The sequence below is a fragment of the Janthinobacterium sp. BJB426 genome (genome assembly GCF_002735705.1).
GTDB lineage: Bacteria > Pseudomonadota > Gammaproteobacteria > Burkholderiales > Burkholderiaceae_D > Janthinobacterium.
Window position 1 is genome coordinate 1 of the sequence record NZ_PDZL01000037.1, and the last position, 22434, is coordinate 22434.

General features: G+C 59.8%; 15 protein-coding genes and 1 rRNA gene. 13 read left to right on the forward strand and 3 right to left on the reverse strand.

Annotated elements, in window-relative coordinates:
* Positions 1-238: 238 nt before the first annotated feature.
* On the reverse strand, positions 239-1846 hold the full coding sequence (gene rtcR / locus CSQ93_RS28065) for an RNA repair transcriptional activator RtcR (protein WP_099380858.1): 1608 nt from the start codon (positions 1844-1846) through the stop codon (positions 239-241).
* 206 nt (positions 1847-2052) lie between these two features.
* Here rtcR and CSQ93_RS28070 point away from each other — a divergent pair, with 206 nt between their 5' ends.
* The 5 genes from CSQ93_RS28070 to CSQ93_RS28090 all read left to right on the forward strand — a co-directional run bounded on the left by CSQ93_RS28070 (position 2053) and on the right by CSQ93_RS28090 (position 7569).
* Entirely contained in the window at positions 2053-3621 is a 1569-nt protein-coding gene (locus CSQ93_RS28070; RefSeq protein WP_099380859.1) for a vWA domain-containing protein, read from the forward strand.
* A gap of 201 nt (positions 3622-3822) precedes the next feature.
* Positions 3823-5058, forward strand: coding sequence for an RtcB family protein (locus tag CSQ93_RS28075; protein WP_099380860.1), 1236 nt, complete (start codon positions 3823-3825; stop codon positions 5056-5058).
* 16 nt (positions 5059-5074) lie between these two features.
* The gene (gene rtcA, locus CSQ93_RS28080) at positions 5075-6094 is read left to right on the forward strand and encodes an RNA 3'-terminal phosphate cyclase (protein ID WP_099380861.1); all 1020 of its coding nucleotides are present in this window, start codon (positions 5075-5077) and stop codon (positions 6092-6094) included.
* Positions 6095-6224: 130 nt separating this feature from the next.
* Complete coding sequence (pedF, locus tag CSQ93_RS28085) at positions 6225-6710, forward strand: cytochrome c-550 PedF (RefSeq protein ID WP_035824926.1); 486 nt, start codon at positions 6225-6227, stop codon at positions 6708-6710.
* Positions 6711-6735: 25 nt separating this feature from the next.
* Positions 6736-7569, forward strand: coding sequence for a substrate-binding periplasmic protein (locus CSQ93_RS28090; RefSeq protein ID WP_233516384.1), 834 nt, complete (start codon positions 6736-6738; stop codon positions 7567-7569).
* Between the two features lie 118 nt (positions 7570-7687).
* Here CSQ93_RS28090 and CSQ93_RS28095 read toward each other — a convergent pair whose 3' ends face one another.
* Positions 7688-9826 (reverse strand): TonB-dependent receptor family protein, encoded by a 2139-nt coding sequence (locus CSQ93_RS28095; protein WP_099380863.1) that lies wholly within the window; start codon positions 9824-9826, stop codon positions 7688-7690.
* 204 nt (positions 9827-10030) lie between these two features.
* Between CSQ93_RS28095 and CSQ93_RS28100 the strand changes: the two genes are divergently transcribed.
* The 7 genes from CSQ93_RS28100 (at position 10031) to CSQ93_RS28130 (ending at position 19691) form a co-directional block, all read left to right on the forward strand.
* The gene (locus CSQ93_RS28100) at positions 10031-10987 is read left to right on the forward strand and encodes a beta-propeller fold lactonase family protein (RefSeq protein ID WP_099380864.1); all 957 of its coding nucleotides are present in this window, start codon (positions 10031-10033) and stop codon (positions 10985-10987) included.
* A gap of 344 nt (positions 10988-11331) precedes the next feature.
* On the forward strand, positions 11332-12852 hold the full coding sequence (adh, locus tag CSQ93_RS28105; RefSeq protein ID WP_099380865.1) for an aldehyde dehydrogenase: 1521 nt from the start codon (positions 11332-11334) through the stop codon (positions 12850-12852).
* Between the two features lie 54 nt (positions 12853-12906).
* Positions 12907-13296 (forward strand): DUF779 domain-containing protein, encoded by a 390-nt coding sequence (locus CSQ93_RS28110; protein WP_034756816.1) that lies wholly within the window; start codon positions 12907-12909, stop codon positions 13294-13296.
* Between the two features lie 51 nt (positions 13297-13347).
* Complete coding sequence (locus CSQ93_RS28115) at positions 13348-15084, forward strand: methanol/ethanol family PQQ-dependent dehydrogenase (RefSeq protein WP_267891700.1); 1737 nt, start codon at positions 13348-13350, stop codon at positions 15082-15084.
* Between the two features lie 287 nt (positions 15085-15371).
* On the forward strand, positions 15372-16532 hold the full coding sequence (locus tag CSQ93_RS28120; RefSeq protein ID WP_233516385.1) for a porin: 1161 nt from the start codon (positions 15372-15374) through the stop codon (positions 16530-16532).
* Positions 16533-16579: 47 nt separating this feature from the next.
* Positions 16580-18691, forward strand: a complete 2112-nt coding sequence (locus tag CSQ93_RS28125) for a 4Fe-4S binding protein (protein ID WP_099380867.1) — start codon at positions 16580-16582, stop codon at positions 18689-18691.
* Positions 18681-19691, forward strand: coding sequence for an FAD:protein FMN transferase (locus tag CSQ93_RS28130; RefSeq protein WP_099380868.1), 1011 nt, complete (start codon positions 18681-18683; stop codon positions 19689-19691). The genes CSQ93_RS28125 and CSQ93_RS28130 overlap by 11 nt, the downstream gene beginning before the upstream one ends.
* 1 nt (position 19692) lies before the next feature.
* Here the strand turns inward: CSQ93_RS28130 and CSQ93_RS28135 are convergent, their stop codons facing one another.
* A complete protein-coding gene (locus CSQ93_RS28135) occupies positions 19693-21681 on the reverse strand; it encodes a sigma-54-dependent Fis family transcriptional regulator (protein WP_233516386.1) in 1989 nt (662 codons plus the stop codon).
* Between the two features lie 636 nt (positions 21682-22317).
* Here CSQ93_RS28135 and CSQ93_RS28140 point away from each other — a divergent pair.
* Positions 22318-22434 (forward strand): 16S ribosomal RNA (locus tag CSQ93_RS28140); the annotation flags it as partial.

Genomic DNA, 22434 nt, shown 5'->3' on the forward strand with positions numbered 1-22434 from the left:
ACAGGACCGTGAAACAACTTTGCGCCGATGATAGTGCTGCAACCAGTGTGAAAGTAGGTTATCGTCAGGCTTGTTATTCGCAGTAGAGAAAAACCCGATCAGCAATGGTCGGGTTTTTTTTCGTCTGCTGGTTTGCGCGGCCAAGCAAACAGCAAAGACTGGGGGCAGCTCCCTCGCGTGTTGGCGTCGCATCTGGCGTTCGCGGCATCGAGGGACTGACTCTGGCTGTTGTTGGGTTTTATCGACTCACGTCTTCCCAGCTCACGCCAAACTTCGTCAGGTATTTTTTCAGCCTGTCGGCGTCATTCGGCTTGGCCTTCGCATCACGCGATATGGCATACAGCTTGCGGCCCGCATCGGACAAAGTGTTCGATTGCTGGCATACCTGAATTACCGATCTCAGCTGCAGCGCATCAAACAGGTCGAGCTGCGCGGCCTCCTGCTCCCCCATGATCCCTGGCAGATCCACTTCCACACTATCGCTTCGTCCACCATGATGCTGCCACATCCGGTTCAAGCGCTTGATTTCCTCGTCGACCACGTCATCCGTGATGCGTCCCGCTTCCGACAAGGTGGCCAAGCGCGTGACAGCGGCGGATAGATCGCGGAAATTGCCTTTCCAGGCGGCCGATGGCGAGGTGGCAAAGCGCATGAAGCGTTCGCGCGCCTCCTTGTTGAAGCGCACTCTTTCCCCCGTTTCGGCACTGTATTGTGCCAGCAGGTATTCCAGGTTCGGCTCGATGTCTTCGGGGCGCTGCGCCAGGCCCGGTAATTCGTACGTCCACAGATTAATGCGCGCATACAGGTCTTCCCGAAAGCGGCCGGCCGCGACTTCTTTGCCCAGGTCGCGGTTGGTGCCGGCGATCAGCTGGAAGTCGCTCTGCACCTCCGTATCGGCACCGACGGGGAAGAAGCGCTTTTCTTCAATGGCTTTCAGCAGCATCGCCTGTTCATCGAGCCCCAGTTCACCGATTTCATCGAGAAACAGCAAGCCCTTGTGCGCACTGCGCAGCAAGCCCGGCCGATCTGAGCCTGCCCCCGTGAAGGAGCCCTTGATATGGCCGAACAGGGTGGAGGCCGCGCCATCGCCATGCAGGGTGGCGCAATTGAGGTCGATGAATTTGCCATCGATCTGGTGGCGCGATTTTTTCAGTTCATACACGCGGCGCGCGAGGAAGGATTTGCCGGCGCCGGTAGGTCCCATCAGCAGCATGGGGGCTTTGGATTTGATGGCGACGCGCTCGATTTCATCGATCATGCCGTTGAAGCGGGTATTGCGCGTAGCGATGCCGGACTTCAGGAAGGCCACGCCTGCAGCCTGCTCGCGCGTAAAACGCTGGGCGATCTGGTCGTAGCGCGACAGATCGAGGTCGATCAATGCGTAGCTGCCAGGATTGCCGGTGGCCTGGCGCTTCGGCGGCGACGTTTGCACGAGGCGGCCGGGAAAATAGCGTGCTTCCGTCATCAGAAACATGCAGATTTGCACCACGTGGCTGCCGGTGGTGATGTGGATCCAATAGTCTTCCTTGTCCGGATCGAAGGGATAGCTGTTGGCAAAATCATAGAGCGCGCCATACACATTCTCGAAGTCCCAGGCATCGCTGATGGGCAGTTCATGGGCGATCAGCCTGGTTTCGGGCGAGACGCTGGCAATATCCTGCGACACCTGGCGTACCAGGTTGTCGAACTGGCTGCCCGCGTACAGCAACTCGAAGCGGTCGATGATCTTGTCCTCGTGCTGGGTCAGGGCGATGCTGGGGCGCCACTTTTCCCAGCGTGCCGCTCCCCTGCCATTGTCGAGCTGTGTGCCGAGAAAGCCGATGACGACGGTACGTTTTGCTTGCATATATGAGATAAATATTTATCTTAAAAGATAATTGTATTCCAAATCGCAATGACAGGGATATTTTCGATGCAAAGCATGTATTAGATTATTGTTTAATAAAATCAATGGGTTATATTTATTTTTGATGAAATATTGAAAGCTGGCACAGCGCTTGCAATAGAGGAGATAGCAACGAGATAAACGTAGAGAGCAGAGAGGAACGAAAAATGGCCAACGCCCAGTTATTCCAGAACGCGCAACAGACCGGAACCGTGCCAACGGCCCTGGCACGCAATGCCGAAGGCGCGCCAGCCTACGCGCTGGCGCCCCGGCATCAGCTGGCGCAATATGCGGCCACCGGCTGCCTGAACACGACGTTTTATGCCAGTGCCGAAGCGCAACTGGCACACGTACTCGAGTTGTGCCAGGCGGTCGAGCCGGCCTTCATCGCGCAGACGGCCGTGTATTGCCGCGAACGGGGCTACATGAAAGACATGCCGGCCTTGCTGGTGGCCGTGCTGGCGGGGCAGGGTGCTGCAGAGTTCGCGCCGGCCTTCCAGCGTGTGATTAACAACGGCAAGATGCTGCGTAACTTCGTGCAGATCATGCGCTCGGGCGCAGTGGGCCGCAAGTCGCTGGGATCGCGTCCGAAAAAGCTGGTACAGGCATGGCTGAACGGCGCTTCGGAACAGGCCTTGCTGGCCGCCGCCGTCGGTAACGCACCATCGCTGGCCGACGTGGTGAAGATGGTGCATCCGAAACCGCAGGAAGCGTGGCGCGCGGCCTTCTTTGCCTGGCTGATCGGCAAGCCGTACGATGCCAAGGCACTGCCGCCTGCGCTGGCCGCGTTCGAGGCGTACAAGGCAGACCCGGCGCAAGCGATACCGGAGGTGCCATTCCAAATGCTGACGGCGCTGCCCTTGAGCGCGCAGGATTGGGCGCAGATCGCGACCCAGGGCAGCTGGCAGATGGTGCGCATGAATCTGAATACCTTTGGCCGCCATGGCGTGTATGCGATAGCCGGGATGCCTGAGCTGATTGCGGCCAAGCTGCGCGATCCCGAGGCGATTGGCCGGGCACGGGTGTTTCCGTACCAGCTGATGTCGGCTTACATCGCGGCCGGCGAGAACGTGCCGGCCATCGTGCGCGATGCGCTGGAGCAGGCGCTGGAAATATCGCTGCTGAACGTGCCGCGGATCGCGGGCAAGGTGGTGGTATGTCCTGACGTTTCCGGCTCGATGTCTTCGCCCGTCAGCGGTTTTCGCGGCAGCGCCACGTCGAGCGTGCGCTGCATCGATGTGGCGGCGCTGGTGGCGGCGGCCATGCTGCGCAAGAACCCGGATGCCATGGTGCTTCCGTTCGAGCATAGCGTGGTGCAGTGCGGTCTCGATGCGCATGGTAGCGTGATGGCCAACGCGGCCAGGCTGGCGGCCATCGGTGGCGGCGGCACCAATTGCAGCGCACCGCTGCTGCGCATGAACAGCAAGAAGGAGCTGGCGGACCTGGTGATTTATGTGTCCGATAACGAATCGTGGATCGATGCCAAACGCAGCGGCGCCACGGCGACGATGGGACAGTGGAATGTCTTCAAGCAGCGCAGTCCGCAGGCAAAGCTGGTGTGCATCGATATTTCGCCGCATGCCACCACGCAGGCAATGGAGCGCGAGGATATCCTGAACATCGGCGGTTTTTCCGATGACGTCTTCAAGATCATCGCCGCCTTTGCTTCCGGCCAGCTGGACCCCGCTCACTGGGCGGGAGAAATTGCCGCCATCGATATGGCGCCAGGTTGTTGAAGTAAAGTGCATGAATGCGGACAAGACTACATAACAGACGTCTTGTCCAACCTTGTCATGCGCTGCAGTGCCCCGAATGCCGACAGGATTACATCGATCAGCCGCGTCAAACCGGCCTGCCAGGTGCAGTGAGCCTGGCAGAAAATCCTGTCCCACCTTGTCGGGTTGTCCTACTGATTAAAATACAAGATGAGAGAAGCGATGAAGAAAGAAGAATACGAAGTCCTGCATACCGAAGGCAGCCGTCCCGTGAAAATGTGGACCCGTGGCGTGCCTGTCGAAGAAGCGGCCAAAAAACAATTGCGCAATACGGCGACCCTGCCGTTCATTTACAAGCACATCGCCGTCATGCCCGACGTCCACCTGGGTAAAGGCTCGACCATCGGCAGCGTGATCCCCACCCTGGGCGCCGTGATCCCGGCGGCCGTGGGCGTGGACATCGGTTGCGGCATGATGGCGGCGAAAACCACGCTGATGGCGAATGATCTGCCCGATAATCTTGGGCCGCTGCGCAGCGCCATCGAACGCGCCATTCCGCATGGGATGTCGCCGAAGACGCGCGGCCACCGTGGCCGCGACGTGGGTTCCTGGCATACGCCGCCTTCCGTGGTCGATGCCGCGTGGCTGCAATTGAAGGATGAATTCGATGCAATCTGCCTGAAGACGCCGAAGCTGAAGAACACGAATAATTATCGTCACCTGGGGACTTTGGGCAGCGGTAACCATTTCATTGAAGTCTGCCTCGATGAACAGGGTGCCGTATGGTTCATGTTGCATTCCGGTTCGCGCGGCGTGGGTAATGCCATCGGCATGCATTTCATCGAACTGGCCAAGCAGGATATGCGCACCCACTTCATCAACTTGCCCGACCAGGATCTTGCTTATCTTGCCGAAGGCACGCAGCATTACGACGATTACGTGGAAGCGGTTGGCTGGGCGCAGCGGTTTGCGCGCAACAACCGCGAAGTGATGATGCAGAACCTGATCGCAGCCGTGCGCACGGTCATCCATAAACCGTTCCAGACGCACGTGGAAGCCGTTAACTGCCATCATAACTATGTGCAGAAGGAGCACCACTTTGGCAAGGACGTGCTGGTCACGCGCAAGGGTGCCGTGTCGGCCCGCGCCGGCGAACTGGGGATCATTCCCGGTTCTATGGGCGCGAAGAGTTTTATCGTGCGCGGCAAGGGCAATGCGGAGAGTTTCCATAGCTGCAGCCACGGTGCTGGACGCACGATGAGCCGCACGGAAGCGAAGCGGCGCTTCAGCCTGGACGACCAGATCCGCGCCACGCAAGGCGTGGAATGCCGCAAGGATGAAAACGTGATCGATGAAATTCCGATGGCCTACAAGGATATCGATGCGGTGATGCTGGCGCAGCGCGAACTGGTTGATGTCGTGCATATCCTGAAGCAGGTCGTTTGCGTCAAAGGTTAACAGAGAGAAAGAAGAAATGATAGAAATTGATGGAGCGCAAGGCGAAGGCGGCGGACAGATTTTGCGCTCGGCGCTAAGCCTTTCGATGATTACGGGGCAGCCATTCCGGCTGACGAATATCCGCGCGGGGCGGGAAAAGCCCGGCTTGCTGCGCCAGCATCTGCTGGCCGTGCAGGCGGCGGCCGCCATTTGCGGGGCGCGCACGACGCCGGTGGCGCTGCGCGCAGCGAGCCTGGAATTCGCGCCTGGCCCCATTCGCGGCGGCGATTACCGCTTTGCCATCGGCAGCGCCGGTAGTTGCACTCTGGTATTACAAACCTTGCTGCCGGCCCTGCTGCATGCGGATGGGCCATCCACCGTGCGCATCAGTGGCGGCACGCACAATGCCATGGCGCCGTCCGTCCATTTTTTGCAGCGTGCGTACGGCCGTGTCCTGGAACAGATGGGCGCCGAGATGGAGATTACGCTGCAACGCTATGGTTTTCATCCTGCCGGCGGCGGCGAGGTGATGGCCACCGTGCAACCGTGCCAGCGCTTGCGGCCCATCGCGTTGCTGCAGCGCGGTGAACGGAAGGCAGGGTATGCGGAAAGCGTGGTGGCGGGCGTGCATGTGCAGGTGGCGCACCGCGAGCTCGAGCGTGTCGCCAGCGTCATGGGCTGGAGTGGCAAGCAGCTGCACCTTGTCGGCTTGCCGGCGGAGCAGGGACCGGGCAATGTCCTGCTGTTGACGCTCGAGCATGAGCATGTCACGGAAGTGTTTACTTCTTTCGGCGAAAAGTCCTTGCTGGCCGAATCGGTGGCCAAGCGCCTGCTGAACGAGGTGCGCAGCTATCTGAAGACGGACGCGGCTGTCGGCGAGCACCTGGCCGACCAGCTCTTGCTGCCGATGGCGCTGGCCGGTGGCGGTAGCTTCAGTTGCAACAAGGTGTCGCAGCATGCGCTGACGAATGCGGAAGTGATTGCCCGATTTTTGCCCGTGCGCATCACTTTCGAGCAGCAGGAGCGGGGCAGCATCTGCACGGTGACCGCCGCCTGACGCGCGTGGTGACACAACTACGTGTTGCAGCTGTTCCAAATTGATACATGGGCGGCCGGATGTGGGGCATATGTGCATGGCATGGCATTTGCTCTTCTTGGATATTGACTAAAAAACCAAGGAGACCAGCATGACCTATTCCATTCGTACCCTGCTCGGCGTGGCGGCCGCCGGCGCCGTTGCCCTCACCTCCCTGCTGACCTTGCCGCATGCCTATGCGCACGGCAATGTCACGCCACAAGGCGTCGACACCACGGGCTTGCCCAAGGTGGGCGACAAGTGGCTCGAACAAAACCCGTATCGGGGCAACAAGCTGGCCTTGACGGTGGGCACCTCGGCCTACAACCAGAATTGCGCCCGCTGCCACGGCATCGAAGCCATCTCGGGCGGTATCGCGCCGGACTTGCGCCAGCTGGACCGCGATTGTTTCGGTATCAAGAATGAGACAAAGAAACAGGCATGCTACAAGGAGACGGACAATTACTACCTGACCACCATCCGCCACGGTAAAGTACGCAATGGCGCCGTGTACATGCCGCCGTTCGAAGGCGTGTTCAACCAGGAAGCCATGTGGGCCATCAAGACCTATCTGGAAACCCGCCGCGAATCTAATTAAGTCGAATTGATCACGAAGGAGTCCCATGCGTTCATTTCAACTCCGGGGTGCGCGCGCGATGATCTCGCTCGCTTGCCTGGCGCTGTGCGCAGCCGCGCCGGCGCGCGCCGACTGGCAAAAAGTGCAGCAGTCGGGCAGCCTGAAAGTGGCTGTGTACAACGAGTTCGCGCCGTTTTCCGACAAGGGGGCGGGCATCGATATCGACATCGCCGAAGCGCTGGCGAAAAAGCTGGGCTTGAAACTGAGCTTGCTGCCATTTCCCGCCGGCGAAAACCTGAACGACGATTTGCGCAATATGGTTTGGAAGGGACATTACCTCGGTTATGGCCCCGCCGACGTGATGCTGCATGTACCGGTCGACAAGAAGTTGATGGCGGATAACGACAAGGTCGAGATATTCGCGCCATACTACGTGGAAACCGTGCGCCTGGCGCGCAGTGCGCAAGCCGTGCCGCAATTCGATGGCGTCGCTTCGCTGGCTGGCAAGCGCATCGGCGTGGAAAAGGTCTCGATCGCGGCCATGCTGATGCTGGGTGAAGACAATGGCAAGTACCGCGACGATGTGCGTATTTTCGACACGGCTGCCGAAGCCTTGCAGCAATTGCAGGCGGGTCAGCTCGACGCCGTGCTGGCCAACCGTTCGGAAATCGAATCGGTGCTGAAAAGTGATCCCGCTTTCCCCATGAGCGAAGTGGCGTTCGCCCGCTTGCCGCGTGCTGGCTGGGCCGTTGGCCTTGCCGTCAGCCGTCAGCAGATCGACGTGGCGAAATTGCTGCAGGCAGCCATGAACGAGATGGCGGCCAGCGGCGAATTAAAAACCATCTTTGAGAAATATGGCGTGAAGGAAGCGCGGCCTTGAAGTAGCTTGCTTGAGTTTACAAGCCCGCGCATCGGAAGACGCGCGGGCTTTTTCATGAGAACGCCTGAAAAATGTTCAGGGCAATGCAACGTCGCCATGGACTTTTTCTCAGGTGTTCTTAAAAGGAGTATTGGGCGCTGACACCTAGCAACCAATTGCGTCCCGGCGCCGCTTCATAGTAGCGCTTGTTGCTGTCGCCGACGATGACGGAACCCACGTAGGTCTTGTCGAAAAGATTGTTCAGGCGGGCAAATTCCTTGAAGCGCCAATTACCCACGTTTTGTTTGGCGTTGAAGCGCGCATTGAACACCGTATAGCCGGGTGCCGGTTTTTCGATGTTGCTGTCTTCCGCGTAGACCTGATTGCTTGCCACGCTTTCCAGCGCCGCGCCAAAGCGGTCGAACGTGTCTTTCCAGGCCAGTTCCGCGAACAGGTTGGCGCTGGGCACGCCCGGCAAGCGGCTGCCTTCGCGCACGCTGCCAAACGCCTGGTCATACACGGCGTGCAGGCTGGTGAGGGCCACTTTTGTCGTGAAGCCATACGGCAGGTTCGAATCCAGCGACACTTCCATGCCCTGGCGCAAGGTTTTACCCGCATTGCGATAGCTGGTGCGCCCGCCGCTGGACTTGTCGACCACCAGTTCGTCGCTGGTCTTGATCTGGAACACGGCCGCGTTCACGTGGGTGTTGTTATTGATCCTGGCCTTGATACCCGCTTCCAGGTTGGTGCTGGTGGCCGGTTTCAAGTTGAAATTGAAGCCGCCGGCCGTGCCCGAGTAAAACAGTTCGTTCAGGGTAGGCGCCTCGAAGCCGCGCGCGGCGCTGGCGTAGACGTTGACGTTCGGCGTCAGTTTGTACAGCAGGCCCAGCACCGGCGTCGTATGGCTGAACTCGAGGCTGCCACTGTCGTCACCATTGCTGAGATAGTGGTCATCGACCGCCACTTTCATCTTGCTGTAGCGCAAACCTGCGCTGAGCAGCCATGGGCCGCTTTGCCATTCCGCCTGGATATAGGGATCGAGGCTGGAGACGACATTCTGCTCGTCGCGGCGCAGCTTGCCTTTTACGCCAAACGTGTTGCCGATGTAATTTTCATAGCCCGTGCGATCATCGCTGGAGCGGCCATAGTCGATGCCGATGGTCGTGCTCAGCTTGCCGCCAGCCAGCTGGTTCACATGCAGCCAGTTGGTATCGATGCCATAGAACTGTCGCTGGAAGTCGACCACACCGCCTGAATGGCTGGGCGGCGCCTGGAAGCCTTTGGTAAAAGCCTGGTACTGGATCACGTCGCGGTTGCCGCCATACACCATCACATGCAAGCGGTCATCGCCGAATGATTGTTCATAGGTGGCGCCGATTTGCTGGTGGTCGATGCTCTTGCGCGTGTTGTAGCGTTCGGCCAAGGTGCGTTTCGGATTTTGCGTATCCGTCGCGTCGATTTCGCCGGCGCGCGGATCGGCGGCAAACGTGGGCCAGGTGGCACCCAGCGGATCTTGCGTGTTGCCTTGATGCAGGCTGTTGGCGACGATGGTCAGCTTGCTGTCCGCCGTGGGCTTGACGGTGATCTTGCCGAATGCCTGTTCGCGCGTGGCGGCGCTGTGGTCGCGGAAGCCGTCCGTGCGGAAGCGCGAGCCGTCGAGCACGTAGCCAATGCCGCCTGCCTGGCCTTGTGCCGTCAAGTCCACCTTGCTGGTGCCGTAGCTGCCGCCCGTGACATTCAGTTCGACGGACGGGGGATTTAGCCCATCCCTGGAAAACAGCTGGATCACGCCGCCCGAATGGTTGCCGTAGATGGCAGAAAACGGTCCGCGCAGCACTTCGATGCGCTCGGCCGTATCGAGGTTGAAGGTGGCGGCCTGGCCCTGGCCGTCCGGCATGCTGGCAGGAATGCCATCGCTGATCAGCTTGACGCCGCGCACGCCAAAGGCCGAGCGTGCGCCGAAGCCGCGCGACGAGATTTGCAAGTCTTGCGCGTAGTTCTGGCGGTTTTGCACGACCAGCCCCGGCACGGCCGCCAGCGCTTCTGACGCGTTGACGCGGATTTGCCCATCCTGGATGCGGGCGCTGTCGACCACGTCGATGGACGCAGGCACTTCCTGGCTGGGGTGGGCGATGCGGCTGCCGCTGACGACCACCGTATCCATCAGTTGCCCGTTGGCCGGGTCAGCTGCCTCGGCGGCAAAGACGTGGGGGGCCAGGGTGGCGCTGCCGGCGACAAACAGGCTGGCGATGGTGTTCAGGCGGAAACGATGCTGCATGCGGATTCTCCAATGTGAATAAAAGCCTGCTTGAGCGCGTGAGCGCCACAGGTCTGCATAGTTGTATCAAGCAATATGCCTGCCATGTCTCCATTGGTGGGCGGAAATTATACGCGTGTCAGTGGCACGACGTTTGCATGCAGCAATGTTCAGATGCGCCGATGCAGCGCGCTTTTCCTGTGTTTTCCCATTGAAAAGGTGATTATGCCCAACTTCTTCTCGCGCTTGCGCCAGGTGTGCTGGCTGCTGCCGGCGCTCGCCAGCACCGCAGTCCAAGCCGCTCCCTTTGCCTATGTTCCCAATGAAAAGTCGGGCACCTTGAGCGTGATCGATACGGCCACCGACCAGGTCGTGCGCCAGATCGTGGCGGGCAAGCGTCCGCGCGGTATCGCCGCCGACCCCAGCGGGCGGCAATTGTTTGTCACGGACGCAGCCAGCAGCGCCTTGCTGCTGATCGATAACACTGGCGGCGCGCCCGTGCGCACGGTGGCGCTGGGCAAGTCGCCCGAAGGCGTCAGCGCCTCGCAAGACGGTAGTCATGTGGCCGTGGCCGTCGAGGAAAACAATAGCGTGGCCTTGCTCGACGGCCATACGGGTAGCTTGCTCGCCGACATCAAGGTGCAGGGACGCAATCCGGAACACGCCGTCTTCAGCCCCGATGGGCGCTGGCTGCTGGTCAGCGCGGAAGAGGCCGAGCAAGTCGATGTCATTGATGTGGCGCAACGCCGCCAGGTGGCGTCTATCGCCGTGGGACTGCGTCCGCGCGGCATCGGCTTCAGTCCGGACTCGGGCCGCGCCTATGTGGCGTGCGAACTGGTCAATGCCGTGTATGTGATCGACATGGCCGCGCGCAAGGCGATTGCCACCATTCCAGCTGGCAAGAATGCGAATGGTATCGCCGTCCACCCCAGCGGCAGGCAGGTGTATGTCTCGAATGGCATCGACGGCACGGTGATGGTGATCGATACGGCCAGCAACAAGGTGACGGCCACCATTCCCGTCGGCAAGCGCCCGTGGAATATGGCCCTCACGCCCGATGGCGCCAAGCTGTACGTGGCCAATGGCCGTTCGAACAGCGTTTCCGTCATCGACACGGCCAGCGCGCAGAAGGTGGCCGATATTACCGTGGGTGAATTGCCATGGGGCGTGGTGATTCGTTGATGCCTTTGTGGCACAGGCGCAGGTGTTCCAGTCTGGTACACCTGTTCCATTGTGCAGCGACGACGGAGCGGTGCAGCAGGGTTGGCGTGGATTGGAATAGGACGGCGCCACCTTGTTCAAAACGCACACACACCCACGCCTGCCTTCTTGCCCGGGGCGTGCGCTGAAAAGCGCGCCGGTATTGACGCCACGCCCTTGCAACAAGGGTAAAAGCGGCTAAGTTTGTAGTGGGATGGCGAGCTGGCACGGCATTTGCGGAAGACTCCGTGTACTCACCCCATCTGTACCAGGACGTTTGATTTTAATTAAGTAATTCCATTCTAATTAACCCGATAGAGGACGACATGAATCTCGCAGACATCAGCAAACTGGGCGTAGCCAATCCCTTCAAACAACGCTATGACAATTACATCGGTGGCAAATTCGTTGCACCAGTAAAAGGTGAATACTTTCCCAACATTACGCCGATCACGGGCTTGCCGTTTTGCGAAATCGCCCGTTCCACGGCCGAAGACGTCGAGCTGGCGCTGGACGCCGCGCATGCCGCCAAGGATGCCTGGGGCAAGACTTCGCCTGCCGAGCGCGCCAATATCCTGAACCGCATCGCCGACCGCATCGAACAGAACCTGAGCCTGATCGCCACGGCGGAAACCATCGACAACGGCAAGCCGATCCGCGAAACGATGAATGCCGACATTCCGCTGGCCATCGACCATTTCCGTTACTTCGCCGGCTGCATCCGCGCGCAGGAAGGTTCCGTTGCGCAAATCGATGCGGAAACCTATGCCTATCACTACCATGAGCCGCTGGGTGTCGTGGGGCAGATCATCCCGTGGAATTTCCCGATTCTGATGGCCGTCTGGAAACTGGCGCCAGCCCTGGCCGCCGGCAATTGCGTCGTCTTGAAACCGGCCGAGCAAACCCCCGCTTCCATCATGGTGTTGATCGAACTGATCGGTGATCTGCTGCCGCCGGGCGTGCTGAATATCATCAACGGTTTCGGCCTGGAAGCGGGCAAGCCGTTGGCGTCGAGCAAGCGCATCGCCAAGATCGCCTTTACGGGCGAAACGGGCACGGGCCGCCTGATCATGGGTTACGCCGCGCAAAACCTGATTCCCGTCACCCTGGAGCTGGGCGGCAAGTCACCGAACATCTTCTTTGAAGACGTGATGGATGCGGACGATGATTATTTTGACAAGTGCCTGGAAGGCTTCACCATGTTTGCGCTGAACCAGGGCGAGGTATGCACCTGCCCATCGCGCGTGCTGATCCAGGAATCGATCTACGAGAAATTCATCGAACGGGCCCTGAAGCGCGTGGCCGCGATCAAGCAGGGCAATCCGCTCGACTCGTCCACCATGATCGGTGCGCAGGCGTCGCAGGAGCAGCTGGAAAAAATCCTGTCCTACCTCGACATCGGCCGCCAGGAAGGCGCGGAAGTGCTGGTCGGCGGCGAACGCAACACGCAGGCGGGCGACCTGGAGGGCGGCTACTACGTGCGTCCGACCGTGTTCAAGGGCAATAACAAGATGCGCATCTTCCAGGAAGAGATTTTCGGGCCGGTCGTGTCCGTGACCACCTTCAAGGATGAGGCTGAAGCGCTGGCGATCGCCAACGATACCTTGTACGGCCTGGGTGCCGGCTTGTGGACGCGCGACGGTTCGCGCGCCTTCCGCATGGGACGCGCCATCCAGGCGGGCCGCGTGTGGACCAATTGCTACCACCTGTATCCAGCCCACGCCGCGTTCGGTGGCTACAAGCAGTCGGGTATCGGCCGTGAAAACCACAAGATGATGCTCGACCACTACCAGCAAACGAAGAACTTGCTGGTGAGCTATAGCCCGAAAGCGCTGGGCTTCTTCTAAACCGGTACACGCGCCGCGCCTGCAACCGGGGCGGGGCGCGCAGAAAGGGATGCCATGAGTGCAGCAATCGCCCGGGTGGTCGCCACCGATGCGGCGCTGGAAATGATGGACAAGTTGCGCCAGCGTCACGGCCCGCTGATGTTTTTCCAGTCGGGCGGCTGCTGCGATGGCAGCGCGCCCATGTGCTACGCGCTGGGCGAGTTCGATGTCAGCGACACCGACATTTATCTCGGCAATTTGAATGGCACACCGTTTTACATGGGACTCGAGCAATTCGAGTACTGGGAGCATACCCAGTTGATTATCGATGTGGTCGATGGCAATGGCGGCATGTTTTCACTCGACAACGGCACGGGCAAGCGCTTTTTGACGCGTTCGCGCCTGTTCACCGATGAAGAGTGCGCGCTGTTGCATGCCCAGCCGCATGAGCACCGCAAGACCTGATACACACACATACTAATAAAACAGAGGGAGATGATTGTGCAGAAAAAAATCATGGGGATCGTCGTCGGTTTGAGTGTCGCCTCGTTGGTTCAGGCGGCCGACGTGGGCAATGTCACGAATGCCATGCTCGACAGCACGGCGAAGAATCCGGCCAGTGTCCTGTCGTTTGGCATGGGCACGCAGGGCCAGCGCTATTCGCCGTTGACGCAAATCAATGACAAGACCGTGGCCAAGCTGGTGCCGGCCTGGTCGTTCTCGTTTGGCGGCGAAAAACAGCGGGGCCAGGAATCGCAGCCGCTAATTCATAACGGCAAGATGTTCGTCACGGCCTCGTATTCGCGCATCTTTGCCGTCGACTTGAAAACGGGCGCCAAGCTGTGGAAGTATGAGCACCGCTTGCCGGACGGCATCATGCCATGCTGCGACGTGGTCAACCGTGGTGCCGCCCTGTATGGCAACCTGGTGATTTTCGGCACGCTCGACGCCTATCTGGTGGCGCTGGACCAGAACACGGGCAAGATCGTCTGGAAGGAAAAGGTCGACGATTATGCGGCAGGCTACTCGATGACGGCCGCACCGCTGATCGCCGAAGGCTTGCTGCTGACGGGCGTGTCGGGTGGCGAATTCGGCATCGTCGGCCGGGTCGAGGCGCGCAACCCGATGACGGGCGATCTCGTGTGGAGCCGTCCGACGGTAGAGGGCCATATGGGCCACCGCTACGACAAGGATGGCAAGGCCATCGATAACGGCATTTCGGGAACGGTGAACAAGACCTGGCCGGGCGACTTGTGGAAAACGGGCGGCGCCTCGACGTGGATGGGCGGCACTTACGATCCGCAAACCAAGCTGGCGTATTTCGGCACCGGCAACCCGGCGCCATGGAACAGCCACTTGCGTCCCGGCGACAACCTGTACTCGTCCTCCACCGTGGCGCTGGACGTAAAAACGGGGCAGATCAAGTGGGCGTATCAAAACACGCCGAACGATGCCTGGGATTTCGATGGCGCCAACGAATTCGTTACCTTCGACATGGATGGCAAACGCTACGGCGGCAAGGCCGACCGCAACGGTTTCTTTTATGTCATCGACGCCAGCACGGGCAAGCTGCAGAACGCCTTTCCGTTTGTGAAGAAAATCACCTGGGCCAGCAGCATCGACCTGAAGACGGGCCGGCCGAACTACATCGCCGCCGGCCGTCCTGGCGACCCGACCAAGGGAGAGGAGGGCAAGAAGGGCACGACCGTGTTTGCCGCGCCCGCTTTCCTCGGCGCCAAAAACCAGATGCCGATGGCGTACTCGCCGCAAACCAAGCTGTTCTATGTGCCGGCGAACGAATGGGGCATGGACATCTGGAACGAGCCGATCAGCTACAAGAAGGGCGGCGCCTTCCTCGGTGCCGGTTTTACCATCAAGCCCCTGTTTGACGACTACATCGGCGCCATGCGCGCCGTCGATCCGAAGACGGGCAAGATCGTCTGGGAAATCAAGAACAACGCGCCGCTGTGGGGCGGCGTGATGAGCACGGCCGGCAACCTGGTGTTCTACGGCACGCCGGAAGGTTTCCTGAAAGCCGTCGACGCGAGGACGGGCAAGGAGCTGTGGAAATTCCAGACGGGCTCCGGCGTCGTGGCGCCGCCCGTCACCTGGCAGGATGGCGACACGCAATATGTAGCCGTCGTATCCGGCTGGGGTGGCGCGGTGCCGCTGTGGGGCGGCGAAGTGGCGAAGAAAGTCAACTTCCTGGAGCAGGGCGGTTCCGTGTGGGTCTTCAAGCTGGCATCGAAGTAACGGGGTGAAGCATCCGGGCCACTCGGATGGGTGTCTCCCTGTCTGCCGGGTGTTTTCTTTTTGCTGACGGCCCAGGCCGTCAGTTTTTTGTTTACCTGGATGCCCGATACGCATACTTGCGGTCAAAAAATGAACACTGCCAGTGGCGATTGATCCGCTGCTGCACACCTTAAATATGCTTTTTCTCTTTCTCCCTCTGGGCCGTGCTGGGCACGCTTATTGCCAAAGCTTGAGGTACATCAATCATTGGTGTGCACACTAAAAACAGAGAAGAAAGAGGAGACGCAATGAACACATTGAGCAAGCTGGGGAGCCTGGGTGTCATGACAATCGCAGCGATGGGGCAGGCACAAGCCGTCGATATCAAGGCGGGTGACTGGACCGTGTCGGTGGGTGGCATCGTCAACGCCTATTACACGCAAGTGTCGTGTTCAGGCGATGCGGTGGGCGGGCTGGCGCTGGGCGGCCAGGCGCTCGGTTGCGGCGGCGAAAAGGACCGTACCACCATCGGCAACGGCTTGCTGCCGAATGGCTTGATCACTTCGGCAAGCTCGCGCCTGGGCGAGTACGACGTGAAAGCCTTGATCGGCATCTACAACTCGACGGCCACCGACAGCGCCATCAGCCAGAACAGCGTGGTCGATGTGCGCCAGGCCTTCTTTACGTTCGGCAATGAGCAGATGGGTACTTTCAAGCTGGGCCGCGACTACGGCATCTTCGGCGCGAACGCGATCCTGTCCGACATGACCTTGTTGGGCTCGGGCGCACCGGTGCAGGCGACGCAGCGGGGCAGGGTGACCCTGGGCCATATCGGCGCCGGCTACACGTATCTGGGCAATTATGGCCAGATCATGTACAGCACGCCGAAATCGGGTGGCTTTGGTGCCGACGTGGCGCTGGTCAGCCCCGTCTCCGATACGCCCATCGTGGCAGGCTCGACCTATTCCTCGAAGTCGAGTCCGCAAGTGCAGGCGCAAGTGACGTATGCGCAGGAAGGCTTGAAGGCGTGGCTGGGCGTGAAGTCGCAAAAATTCACGTCGAAAACGCCAGGTGTCGATGACCTGACCATGCGCGGCGTGGAAGTGGGCGGCTCATACCAGATGGGCCCGGCAGGCGTGCTGGTCAACTTCCAGGGCGGCAAAGGGCTCGGTATCTTGTCCGATGCAGACCAGGGCGACACCAAGTCGAAGAACTGGTTGCTGCAAGGCACGTATAAAACGACGGACAAGCTGAAGCTGGGCCTGTCTTACGGCATCAGCAAGAACGACGACAACACGGCCGGCACGGGCGGCTTGAAGTCGAACGCCAACCTGACCCTGGGCGCGTATTACTCGCTCAACAGCGCGATCACCCTGGTGGGCGAACTGGGCCAGACGCGCTCGAAAGGCTTTGCGGGCAGCGAAGCGAAGATGAATGGCGTGTCGCTGGGCGGCATCATTTTCTTCTAACTCATCAACGCGGCGTCTTGCAAGGGGCGCCGCACGGAGTTTAGTGCATGCGGATACTGCGGTTATTCATAGCCTGCTGGCTATTCCTGTTTATCCTGGGACAGGCGTGGGCGGGCGTGCTCACCAAGGCCGAGCTGGCACGACGCTTTCCTGCTCCCATCATCGTCGGCGACAAGGAGACCGACTTGCCCATCTGGCCCTTGTTCCGGCAAAACGCCACGGCCATGGAGCTGGCCGGCTACGTGTTTGAGTCGGTGGACCTGGCACCGATTCCCGGCTTTTCCGGCGTGCCCGTCAATTTATTGATCGCCATCAATCCGCAGGGCAGTTTTCTGGATGTGTCTGTTCTATCGCAACACGAACCCGTGTTTCTCGATGGCTTGGGCGAAGCGCCCCTGTTTCAATTCGTCAAACAGTACCAGGGCTTGTCGCTGAAACAGAATATCGCCATCGATGCGCGAACCAAACGCGCGCCAGATGCGAGCCATGCCGATATCGATGGCGTGTCGAAGGCGACGGCTTCCGTGCGCATCATCAACCAGAGCGTGCTGGCCTCGGCCTTGAAAGTGTCGCGCAAAAAACTGGGGTTTGCGCAAGGCCGCGATCCGGACCAGATCGCCCGCATCCGCATGGAGGTATTTGAGAAACTCGGCGTGGCGCAAATGCTCGCACAGGGCTTGATCCAGCATGTGCGTTTGAGCAACGAGGAGGTGGAAGCTTTGTTTGCAGGCAGCCCCGGCGCGGAACTCGATGCGCAGGCCCTGAGTAAGCCGGACGGCGTGTTCATCGACCTGTACCTGGCCTATGTGTCCGTGCCCACAGTGGGACGCAACCTGTTGACTGAGCGCAGCTGGAACAAATTGCGCAACCGGCTAGACGAAGGTGACCACGCCATCCTCGTCATGTCGCGCGGGCGTTACAGCGTGCTGGGCGACGATTTCGTGCGCGGCACCGTCCCCGACCGGCTGTTGCTGAAGCAGGATGGCTTGCCCATCGACATGCGCGACCTGGACCTGGAATTGCGCCTGTCCGATACGGCTACGCTGCCGACGGAAAATATTGCCGTCTTGCGCATCATCAGCCAGGCGGGACTCGATGCGGCCAGTCCGCTGGCTTTTACCATGCCGATCGCACGCAGCAAGGGTATCGTGTATCCGGAACGCATCGCGCGCAACGTCGATTTCAGCTACCGTTTGCCCGCTGATTTTTATATGGCGCCGCAAGGCGACGATGCCACGTGGCGCGGCACGTGGAAGAGCCGCAAGGCTGAGTTGCTGCTCTTGCTCGCCGGGCTGGCGCTACTGGCCGGCGCATTGGCATGGCAGAAACGCCTGGTGCGCGATGGCCGCCAATTTGCCTGGTTCCGCCGGCTGTTCCTGTTGTTTACCATCGGCTTTATTGGTTATTACGCGCAGGGGCAGTTATCGATTGTCAATATCACGGGCACTTTCCAGGCGCTGCTGGCGGGGCGCAGCCTGGGCTTCTTCCTGTTCGATCCGATGACGGTGATCCTGTGGACTTTCGTGCTGCTCACGCTGTTTATTTGGGGGCGCGGCACGTTTTGCGGCTGGCTGTGTCCGTTTGGTGCACTGCAGGAATTCACGGGCAAGCTGGGCCAGTGGCTTTACTTGCCGCAGTGGAAGATCAAGCCGCGCCTGGACGGGTGCTTGAAATGGATCAAGTATGGCTTGCTGGCGGCCATACTTGGCAGCAGCATCTTTTCCAGCCAGGTCACGGACAAGCTGGTGGAACTGGAACCGTTCAAGACGGCCATTACCCTGAACTTCGTGCGCGCCTGGCCGTTTGTCGCGTATGCCATGGGCTTGCTGCTGCTCAGCAGTGTTTCCTACAAATTCTTTTGCCGCTACCTGTGCCCGTTTGGCGCGGCGCTGGCGCTGCTGGGACGGTTTCGCCTGTTCAACTGGATTCCGCGTCGCAAGGAATGCGGCACGCCATGCCAGACTTGCCGGCACCGTTGCGAGCATCATGCCATCGCGCCCAGCGGGAAAGTCGATTACGGCGAGTGTTTCCAATGCATGGATTGCGTGGTGATTTACGCCAGCGATGAAAAATGCGCACCCTTGATGCTGGAAATCAAGCGTGCCCGCACCATCCCGATTGTCCGGGCCACGGCAGAGGAGAGCAGCAATGCAGCGTAGAACCTTTATTTCCGCAGCGATAGGCAGCGTTGCCGGCATAGCGGGCTTGTCTTTGCCTGGCAGCATGGCGCGCGGCACGGCCGCGGCGTCCGGCGTGCGCCCTTATCAAGGCGCCGCGCTGGCGTTTGGCACGACGATCGCCGTCACCGTGTTGCACCACGATCAGCGCCAGGCCGAGCTGGCCATTGAAGACGCCTTGCATGCGGCCAGGAATATCGACCGCCTGATGAGCATTTACAGTCCCGCCAGCCAAGTCTTTCAGCTGAACCGCGACGGCCGCCTGGCCCGGCCGGACGCCCATTTACTGGCCGTGCTGGCGCAGGCGCAAGCCCTGTCGCAATGGAGCGATGGCGCGTTTGATATTACCGTGCAACCCTTGTGGCAGCTGTTTCGCGCGGCGGCAGACGAGGTAAGCTTGCCGACGGACACATTGCGGCGCGAAGCGCAGGCGCGGGTAGGCTGGCGGCAACTGGCGTGGGATAGCCGGGAAGTGCGTTTTCTCCGACCCGGCATGGCGCTGACCTTGAATGGCCTGGCGCAAGGCTATGCGGCGGACATGGCGCTGGCAGCCGTGCAGGCACGCGGCATACGGCACGCGCTGCTCGACACGGGCGAGTTCGTTGCGCGGGGACAGCGTTCCGTGCGCCGTCCGTGGACCCTGGGCATCCAGGATCCGCGTGACGCAGAAATCCTGGCGGCCAGCTTAAAAGTGGAAGGGCGCAGCGTGGCCACGTCGGGCGATTACGAATGTACGTTCACGCCCGACTTCGCGCATCACCACATCTTCGACCCCGCGAAGGGCGATTCGCCGCGTGAATTGGCGAGCGTGACCGTGCTGGCGCCCACGGGCTTGCTGGCTGATGGCTTGTCCACGACCTTCATGGTGACGGGCGCGGCGCGTGCGCATGCCATGGCCACGCAAATGGAGGGCGTCGACTTGATGACCATCGACAAGCACGGCCGGCGCGAGATGTCGCCCGGCTTTTCCCGTCTACTCTAGGCTATTTCAGATGCGGTACTTTGCGATAGATCGTGTTGCGCGACACGCCCAGGGCTCGCGCCGTGGCCGAGACGTTGCCGCCGTGGGCATCGAGCGACTTGAGAATGACGCTTTGCTCCATTTCTTCCAGGTTGGCGCCTGCCGCGATCATGCGGTCCGTGCTGGCGCTGGCGGCAGTCGCTTGCGTCATCTCAATATCGTCGAGGAAATCATCAGGCATGTGGCGCAAACAGATTTCATGTTCATCGCCCGCCATGACGATGGCCGTGCGCAAGAGATTGGTCAGCTGGCGGAAATTGCCCGGCCATTTATGCTGATGGAACATGCGCAGGATGTCCGGCGCCACTGTGTAACGCGTGTCGGGCGCTTCCGTTGCGAGGATTTTTTTGACGACCGTGTCCAGGTCCGTGCGCTCGCGCAGCGGCGGCAGTTTTACCACTAGGCCATTCAGGCGGTAATACAAGTCTTCGCGAAACAACCCTTTGGCCATGCGTTCGCGCAAGTTGTGATTCGTGGCACAAATGAGTTCCACATTCACTGTGATCGATTTGCTGCTGCCCAAGGGCGTGACCATGCGTTCCTGTAACACGCGCAACAGCCGCGCCTGCAAGCCGAAGGGCATGTCGCCGATTTCGTCGAGGAACAGGGTGCCGCCATTGGCTTGCAATATCTTGCCGATCGCCCCTTTCTTGCGCGCGCCCGTAAATGCCCCGTCTTCATAGCCGAATAGTTCGGATTCGATCAAGGTTTCCGGAATGGAGGCGCAGTTGACGGCGATAAACGGTCCCATGGCACGCGGTGAATCGTTGTGGATGGCTTGTGCCAGCAATTCCTTGCCCGTGCCCGTTTCGCCCATGACGAGGATGGGAATATCGCGTCCCAATACCTTGTTGACCTTTTCGATCACGAGTTCCAGCTGCGGGTCGCCCGTGCGCAGATAGCGCAAGCCGGACAGGCGGCGCGCCGCGTTGGCCGCATGGCTGGCCGACGCGGGAACCTGGGCCGGCACGGCGTTGATGTCGCTATGGTCGGTGCTGGCAGTAAAGCCGTGCTGGAAGACGCTATTGGACAGGCGCAACTGTGCGCGCCCGTACACGCGCACGCCGCTGTGCATGCACAGGTTCAGCAAACCCGGTGCGGCCGTGCGGTAATGGTCGTACAGGGCGGACACGGGCAAGCCGAACAGGGAACTGAACGTGTGCGATTGCAGCGCAGCAAATGACAGGCCCAGCTGGAACAGACCATTTTTGTTGGCCGATAAAAACCGTCCACCCGGCGTGAACGACGCGATGCCTTCCATCAAGGTGCCGATGAATTCGGGCCGCGCGTGGAAGTGCACGGTGATGGCATCTTCGAAGGTGGCGGAAAACAGCTGGTTTTCGATCATCAGCGCCGACATGCGCACGAGGGCCATCGTATGCTTGTGGAAACTGCGTTGGTCGCTGGACACGTCCAGCACGCCGATGACATTGCCCCGGTGGTCGGTAATGGGGGCGGCGGAGCACGTCAGGAAATGATTAGCGGCCAGGTAATGCTGGTCCGCATGGACCAGGGTCGGCACTTTCTCCGTGATGGCCGTGCCGATGGCATTCGTGCCGCGGCTTTGTTCCGACCATGCCACGCCTGGCTGCAGGGCCACCCGGTTGGCCTTCTCCAGGAAATCATCGTCGCCCAGCGAATGCACGATGACGCCGTTGGCATCCGTCAAGATCACCATATTGTGCGTATTGACGATTTGCTGGTACAGGGTTTCCATCGCCGGCAGCGCGTGCGTGTGCAGCATGCGGTTTTGCTCGATCAGCAAGGAGAGGTCGGATTTGCCGGCAGGCGTAAAGTCGGGCGTGGCCGTGGGCGACAGGCCAAAGGCGACAGAACGCTGATGGGAAGTTTCAATGATGACGGGGACGTTGTCCTGTCCTGCCGGCAAAATGTTCGCGTCCGCGATGGACGAAAACGGTGCGCTACGGTAAGTAGCTGACGGTTGATACATGATCTCGTTGCCTCCGTTGGGCCCTGTACTGCGGCGCTCTTTTGAATATCGAGAGTGTTCCATAATGTAGCACCTGTCACAGATGGGAGCAAAGCAAAGCGAACCGGGCTATCCCCAGTGTTGCTGCCAGGCCCAGAGTTGCCCCCCTTCAGTGGACAGTGCATAGGGTTGTATAAGCAAGTGCGGTGCCAGGCCCATGGCATCTGATCTGGCACAAAAAATAGCCCTTGCGGGGCGGGCGGGGCAGGGCTATAATTCGCCCCCTCGCTGAACGACGCATGCAAATGCCGAGTGAGACGAGAAAAAGAAGGAGTTGACGGATTTAGCGAAATGCTTCATACTCTTCCTTCTTCGCAGCTGACAAACACAACGCTTTGTCGATAGCGCGAAAGTAGCACAGAATACAGTTCTTTAACAATTAACAGTCGATAAGTGTGGGCATTTGATGTAAGTGCAGCGTCAATCTTCGGATTGGCGTCTAACTTAAAATATCAAATGTTCACAAGAAATAATGAAATAGGCGCTACGAAAGTAGTGGCCTGTCAGTTTTTTGAGTGAGCAAATCTTTTGCAATGCAAAAGATTTGGATGGTAGTGATGCTGTCCGACCTGTCAGAAATGACATTAAACAGAGATTAAACTGAAGAGTTTGATCCTGGCTCAGATTGAACGCTGGCGGCATGCCTTACACATGCAAGTCGAACGGCAGCACGGAGCTTGCTCTGGTGGCGAGTGGCGAACGGGTGAGTAATAT

Excerpts from the sequence above, each read along its gene's own strand:
- rtcR (WP_099380858.1), bottom strand. The coding sequence starts at position 1,846 with ATGCAAGCAAAACGTACCGTCGTCATCGGCTTTCTCGGCACACAGCTC.
- CSQ93_RS28070 (WP_099380859.1), top strand. The coding sequence starts at position 2,053 with ATGGCCAACGCCCAGTTATTCCAGAACGCGCAACAGACCGGAACCGTG.
- CSQ93_RS28075 (WP_099380860.1), top strand. The coding sequence starts at position 3,823 with ATGAAGAAAGAAGAATACGAAGTCCTGCATACCGAAGGCAGCCGTCCC.
- rtcA (WP_099380861.1), top strand. The coding sequence starts at position 5,075 with ATGATAGAAATTGATGGAGCGCAAGGCGAAGGCGGCGGACAGATTTTG.
- pedF (WP_035824926.1), top strand. The coding sequence starts at position 6,225 with ATGACCTATTCCATTCGTACCCTGCTCGGCGTGGCGGCCGCCGGCGCC.
- CSQ93_RS28090 (WP_233516384.1), top strand. The coding sequence starts at position 6,736 with ATGCGTTCATTTCAACTCCGGGGTGCGCGCGCGATGATCTCGCTCGCT.
- CSQ93_RS28095 (WP_099380863.1), bottom strand. The coding sequence starts at position 9,826 with ATGCAGCATCGTTTCCGCCTGAACACCATCGCCAGCCTGTTTGTCGCC.
- CSQ93_RS28100 (WP_099380864.1), top strand. The coding sequence starts at position 10,031 with ATGCCCAACTTCTTCTCGCGCTTGCGCCAGGTGTGCTGGCTGCTGCCG.
- adh (WP_099380865.1), top strand. The coding sequence starts at position 11,332 with ATGAATCTCGCAGACATCAGCAAACTGGGCGTAGCCAATCCCTTCAAA.
- CSQ93_RS28110 (WP_034756816.1), top strand. The coding sequence starts at position 12,907 with ATGAGTGCAGCAATCGCCCGGGTGGTCGCCACCGATGCGGCGCTGGAA.
- CSQ93_RS28115 (WP_267891700.1), top strand. The coding sequence starts at position 13,348 with ATGGGGATCGTCGTCGGTTTGAGTGTCGCCTCGTTGGTTCAGGCGGCC.
- CSQ93_RS28120 (WP_233516385.1), top strand. The coding sequence starts at position 15,372 with ATGAACACATTGAGCAAGCTGGGGAGCCTGGGTGTCATGACAATCGCA.
- CSQ93_RS28125 (WP_099380867.1), top strand. The coding sequence starts at position 16,580 with ATGCGGATACTGCGGTTATTCATAGCCTGCTGGCTATTCCTGTTTATC.
- CSQ93_RS28130 (WP_099380868.1), top strand. The coding sequence starts at position 18,681 with ATGCAGCGTAGAACCTTTATTTCCGCAGCGATAGGCAGCGTTGCCGGC.
- CSQ93_RS28135 (WP_233516386.1), bottom strand. The coding sequence starts at position 21,681 with ATGTATCAACCGTCAGCTACTTACCGTAGCGCACCGTTTTCGTCCATC.